We start from the raw sequence: 4918 nt of genomic DNA on the forward strand, positions 1-4918 counted from the left end.
ACCGCGATGCGCATCGCGGTGTTCAGTACGCCCGCCTCCACCCGGACCGCGAGATCACCCGCCGGCCGGCCCGTGCGCTCGGCGATCATCGCGGCGAACGCGGCCTCCGCGTCGTAGTGCGCCTCCAGCCACACCGCGCGCAGCCCGGGCTCGTCACGGCTCAGCCGCAGCAGATCGCGCAGGGCCCGCACGCGCGGTGACGTCTCGTCGTCGTACCGGATGCTCAGGATCGCCTCGGCGAGGGAGTCGTACTCCTCGCGGCAGTCCCGCAGATGTTCTCGCAGCAGCTCCAGGCCCGTGGTGAGCAGGGGGCGTACGCACTCCTCCTTGGAGCGGAAGTAGCGCCACAGCGTGCGCGTCGACACGCCGGCCGCGGAGGCGATGTCCTCCGCCGTGACCGCCGCCACGCCCTTGGCGGCGAAGAGCCGGACCGCCTCCTCGGCGATCTCCATACGCGTCTCGGCGCGCCGCCGCTCCGTCAGCGGTGGCCGCCCCGTGGCCCCACCCGATCGTCCGGCCATGCGCCCTCCTCGACTTGCCGCGCCCACTCTATTTTACGTCGCGTCATGTCTCCCTGGCGTGAAACGACCTGTTGGCACGTCACGTCTTTATGTCGCACTGAGACAAAAACAAGTACTGTGCCCGCACGCCGGGCCAACGCGACGAGCAGAGGAGCGCCATGGGTGCCACGGGTCTGTCAGGCAAGAGCGTCATCGTCACCGGAGCCGCCTCCGGCATCGGCCGCGCCACCGCCCTGCGGTTCGCGGAGGAGGGAGCGCGGGTCGTGGTCGCCGACCTGAACGCGGAGGGCGCCAAGGGTGTCGTCGGGGCCATCGAGTCCGCCGGGGGAACGGCCGTCGCCGTCACGGGCGACCTGAGCGAGCGCGCCGTCGTCGACGCGGTCGTGGCCGCAGCGGTCGACACCTTCGGCGGCATCGACGTCCTGGTCAACAACGCCGGCGTCATGGACAGCATGTCGGCCGCGGCGGACGTCACCGACGCCGAGTGGGAGCGGGTCCTGCGGATCAACCTCACCGCGCCGTTCCTGCTGGCCCGGGCCGTCCTGCCGCACATGATCGCGGCGGGCGGCGGCGCCATCGTCAACACCGCGTCCGAGGCGGCCCTGCGCGGCAGCGCGGCCGGCACGGCCTACACCGCCTCCAAGCACGGCGTCATCGGACTCACCCGCTCCCTCGCGGTGATGTACCGGGACCAGGGCATCCGCACCAACGCCATAGCCCCGGGCGGCACGGCCACCGACATCACCGCCGGGCTCCACATCGACCAGGAGGCCCACGGGCCGGCCGTCGTCGGACGGTACTTCGTCAACATGGGCCGCATCTGCGACCCGGAGGAGCAGGCCGCCGCCATCGTCTATCTCGCCTCCGACGCGGCGAGCGGAGTCAACGGCGTCGTCCTGCCGGTGGACAACGCCTGGGCCGCGGTCTGACCCCACCCGACATCCATCCCACCTCCCCGTCGAGAGGAAGAGGACACCCATGTCCGCCCCCCACACCCCCCTGCCGGCCCTGGACTTCGACCCGGACGCCCTGCGCGAGCGGTACCGGGCCGAGCGCGACCGGCGGATCCGCCCGGACGGCAACCGCCAGTACCGGCGCACCACCGGCGAGTTCGGCCACTTCGACGAGGACCCGTACGCCGAGCCCGGATTCACCCGGGAGCCGTTGCACGACCACGTCGACGTGGTGGTCGTCGGCGGCGGCTTCGGCGGCCTGCTGACCGGTGCCCGGCTGCGCCAGGCCGGCGTGGAGAGCGTCCGGATCATCGAGAAGGGCGCCGACTTCGGCGGCACCTGGTACTGGAACCGGTACCCGGGCATCCACTGCGACATCGAGTCGTACGTCTACATGCCGCTGCTGGAGGAGCTCGGCTACGTCCCGAAGTGGAAGTACGCGCCGGGCGAGGAGATCCGGCACCACGCGCAGGCGATCGCCCGGCACTTCGGCCTGTATCGCGACGCCTGCTTCCGGACGCAGGTGAGCGAACTGCGCTGGGACGAGGGCGAGTCCGCCTGGGTCGTCACCACCGACCGCGGCGACCGCATGACCGCACGCCACGTCGTCGCGGCCACCGGCCTGCTCAGCCAGCCCAAACTGCCCGGGATCGAAGGCATCGAGACCTTCAAGGGCCATATGTTCCACACCAGCCGCTGGGACTACGACTACACCGGCGGCGACGCCGACGGCGGACTGCACAAGCTCGCCGACAAGCGCGTCGCCCTCATCGGCACCGGCGCCACCGCCATCCAGGTCGTCCCGCACCTGGGCCGGGACGCGCAGCACCTGTACGTGTTCCAGCGCACCCCGTCCTCCGTGGACGTGCGCGGACAGCGCCCCACCGACCCCGAGTGGGCCGGCTCGCTGGAGCCCGGCTGGGCGCGGCGGCGCCGGGACAACTTCCTCGCGGTCGTCACGGGCGCCGGCGCCGACGAGGACCTGGTGGCCGACGGCTGGACCAGCACCGCCCGCCTCCAGCAGAAGCTCATCCCCACCGACGGTTTCACCGGCCTCACGCCCGAGGAACGCGAACGACTGGAGGAGATCGCCGACTTCCAGAAGATGAACGAGCTGCGGGCCCGGGTCGACGCGATCGTCCGGGACCCGGCGACGGCCGAGAAGCTCAAGCCCTGGTACCGCTACATGTGCAAGCGGCCCACGTTCAGCGACGGTTACCTGGAGACCTTCAACCGGCCGAACGTCACCCTCGTGGACACGTCCGACCACGGGGGCGTGGAGCGCGTCACCGAGCGGGCCGTCGTGGCCGGCGGGGTGGAGTACGAGGTCGACTGCGTCATCTTCGGTACCGGCTTCGACGTCGGCGTCTCCGGGCTGCTGTCCGGGCAGCTCCCCGCGTACGGCAGGGACGGCGTGGCCCTGCTTCAGGCCTGGGGGAAGACCGGCCCGAGGACCCTGCACGGCTTCTACAGCCGCGGTTTCCCCAACCTGTTCATGCTCGGCTCGGTGCAGTCCGCCAGCTCCGTGAACTACGTGCACGTCCTGGACGAGCAGGCCACGCACGTCGCTGAGGTGATCGCCGAGGCGCGCAGGCGCGGGGTCCGGTGCGTGGAGCCGACGGCCGAGGCGGAGGCCGCCTGGGGGGACGTGATCCGCGCCAAGTCGGTGGACCTGTACGCGTTCCAGTCCGAGTGCACCCCCGGCTACTACAACGCCGAGGGCATGCCGAGACCCCGCAGCGAGTCGTACGGCGACGGCCCGATCGCGTTCTACGAGCTGATCCGGCGCTGGCGGGCGGAGGGCGGCATGGACGAGGTGCTGGGCTCGTGACGGGGCGTTCGAGCGGGCGCGAGGCGAGTGGCGTGCGCAGCACCCGCTGGGCGGCCCGGCGCCTCAACTCGCCGAATCCGCTGTGGGGTTCGAACGGTGTCGCGTTCGGCCCCGACGGGCGGCTGTACGTCGCGCAGTTCCTCCTCGGGCAGATCAGCGCCGTCGACCCGGCCACCGGGGACGTCGAGGTCGTGGTCGCGCCGGACGGCCCGGTCCAGTCGCCCGACGACCTGGCCTTCGGGGCGGACGGGTCGATGTACATCGCCGACCTCGTCCCGGGCCGGGTGTGGCGGCGCAGTCCAGGGGGCGAGTACGGCCTGGTCTCCGACGAGGTGAAGGTGCCCAACGGCATCACGTGCGTCGGCGACCGGCTGTTCGTCAACGAGATGCGGATGAACGGCCGGCTGCTGGAGCTCTTCCCCGGGGGCGGGGACCCGGTCGTCCTGACCGACGGGCTGGCCCTCGGCAACGCCATGCAGCTCGGCCCGGACGGCTGCCTCTACTACCCGCACATGGTCAGCAATCAGGTCTGGCGCATACCCCCCGACGGCGGGGTGCCCGAGGTCGTCGCCGAGGGCGTGCACGACCCGGTCGCGGTCCGCTTCGACCGGGGCGGCGTCCTGCACGTGCTGTCGCGCGGCCCCGAGGGCTTCGTCACGCGTGTCGACCTGCACGGCACGGGCTCCCGCTCGTTGGTCACCAGCGGGGTCACGGGCCTGGACAACGCCGCGTTCGACGCGGAGAACCGCATGTTCGTCTCCAGTTTCGCCAGCGGCGGCATCACGGAGCTCCACCCCGACGGCCGCACCCGCCCCGTCGTCCCGCGCGGCCTGGACGGCCCCTACGGCGTGACGATCGACCTCGGCGGCACGGTGTACGCGGCGGACCACTACCGCGTGACCCGCCCGGAGGAGCCCGGCCCCGGCGCGTCGGGCGACGTCACCACGGAGATCCTCCAGCCCTTCGTCCACGGCATCACGGCCGACGGCGACGTCCTGCACACGACGTCGCAGTTCGGCACCGTCCAGACCTACGACCCCGCCACCGGCACCACCCGCACCAGGGCGACCGGCCTGGACCAGCCCCTCGGCATCACGACCCGGCCCGACGGCACCCTGGTCGTCGCCGAGACGGGCGCCGGCCGCGTCATCGCCATCGACGGGACGGACACGGTCACGGTCCTGGCCGAAGGCCTCGACCACCCCGTGGACGTCACGCTCGACACGGAGGGCCGCTGCTATGTCAGCGACGACCGGCGCGGGGCGGTACTCCGCCTCGACGACGGCGAGCCGGTGCCGGTCGCGGACGGCCTCGGCACCCCACAGGGCCTCGCCGTCCACGGCGACGACCTCTTCACCGTGGACACCGCGCACCGACGGCTCTGGTCGGTCTCCCTGACGACGGGCGACACCCGCGTGGAGGCGGAAGACCTGGCGGTCGGCACCCCCGCGGGGACCGCCCCGCGCCAGCCCCCCGCCCTCTTCGCCCACGGCCTCCCCGGCGTGGCCCCCCGCTTCGCGGGTCTCACCGCCGCCCCGGACGGCTCCCTGCTCCTGTCGTCGAACGGGGAGGGGACGGTGGTACGCCTGTCGCGGACCCGAACCGCCACCTGA

4 protein-coding genes are annotated in these 4918 nt (G+C 72.5%); 3 read left to right on the forward strand and 1 reads right to left on the reverse strand.

Annotated features, from left to right (window positions below):
* The coding region (locus CCL05_RS36800) for a TetR/AcrR family transcriptional regulator (RefSeq protein ID WP_107400563.1) at positions 1-521 on the reverse strand (521 nt) is incomplete at its 3' end.
* Positions 522-679: 158 nt separating this feature from the next.
* Here CCL05_RS36800 and CCL05_RS36805 point away from each other — a divergent pair.
* The 3 genes from CCL05_RS36805 to CCL05_RS36815 are packed head-to-tail and all read left to right on the forward strand — an operon-like array spanning position 680 to position 4918.
* Positions 680-1450, forward strand: a complete 771-nt coding sequence (locus CCL05_RS36805) for an SDR family NAD(P)-dependent oxidoreductase (protein WP_086564988.1) — start codon at positions 680-682, stop codon at positions 1448-1450.
* Between the two features lie 49 nt (positions 1451-1499).
* Positions 1500-3305, forward strand: a complete 1806-nt coding sequence (locus CCL05_RS36810; protein ID WP_086564989.1) for a flavin-containing monooxygenase — start codon at positions 1500-1502, stop codon at positions 3303-3305.
* A complete protein-coding gene (locus tag CCL05_RS36815) occupies positions 3302-4918 on the forward strand; it encodes an SMP-30/gluconolactonase/LRE family protein (protein ID WP_086564990.1) in 1617 nt (538 codons plus the stop codon). Before CCL05_RS36810 ends, CCL05_RS36815 begins: the two co-directional genes overlap by 4 nt.

Origin of the sequence: Streptomyces africanus (genome assembly GCF_002150735.1) — a bacterium.
GTDB lineage: Bacteria > Actinomycetota > Actinomycetes > Streptomycetales > Streptomycetaceae > Streptomyces > Streptomyces africanus.

Bases quoted from the DNA above. Each gene is read 5' to 3' on its own strand.
- CCL05_RS36805 (WP_086564988.1), top strand. From the start codon at position 680: ATGGGTGCCACGGGTCTGTCAGGCAAGAGCGTCATCGTCACCGGAGCC.
- CCL05_RS36810 (WP_086564989.1), top strand. From the start codon at position 1,500: ATGTCCGCCCCCCACACCCCCCTGCCGGCCCTGGACTTCGACCCGGAC.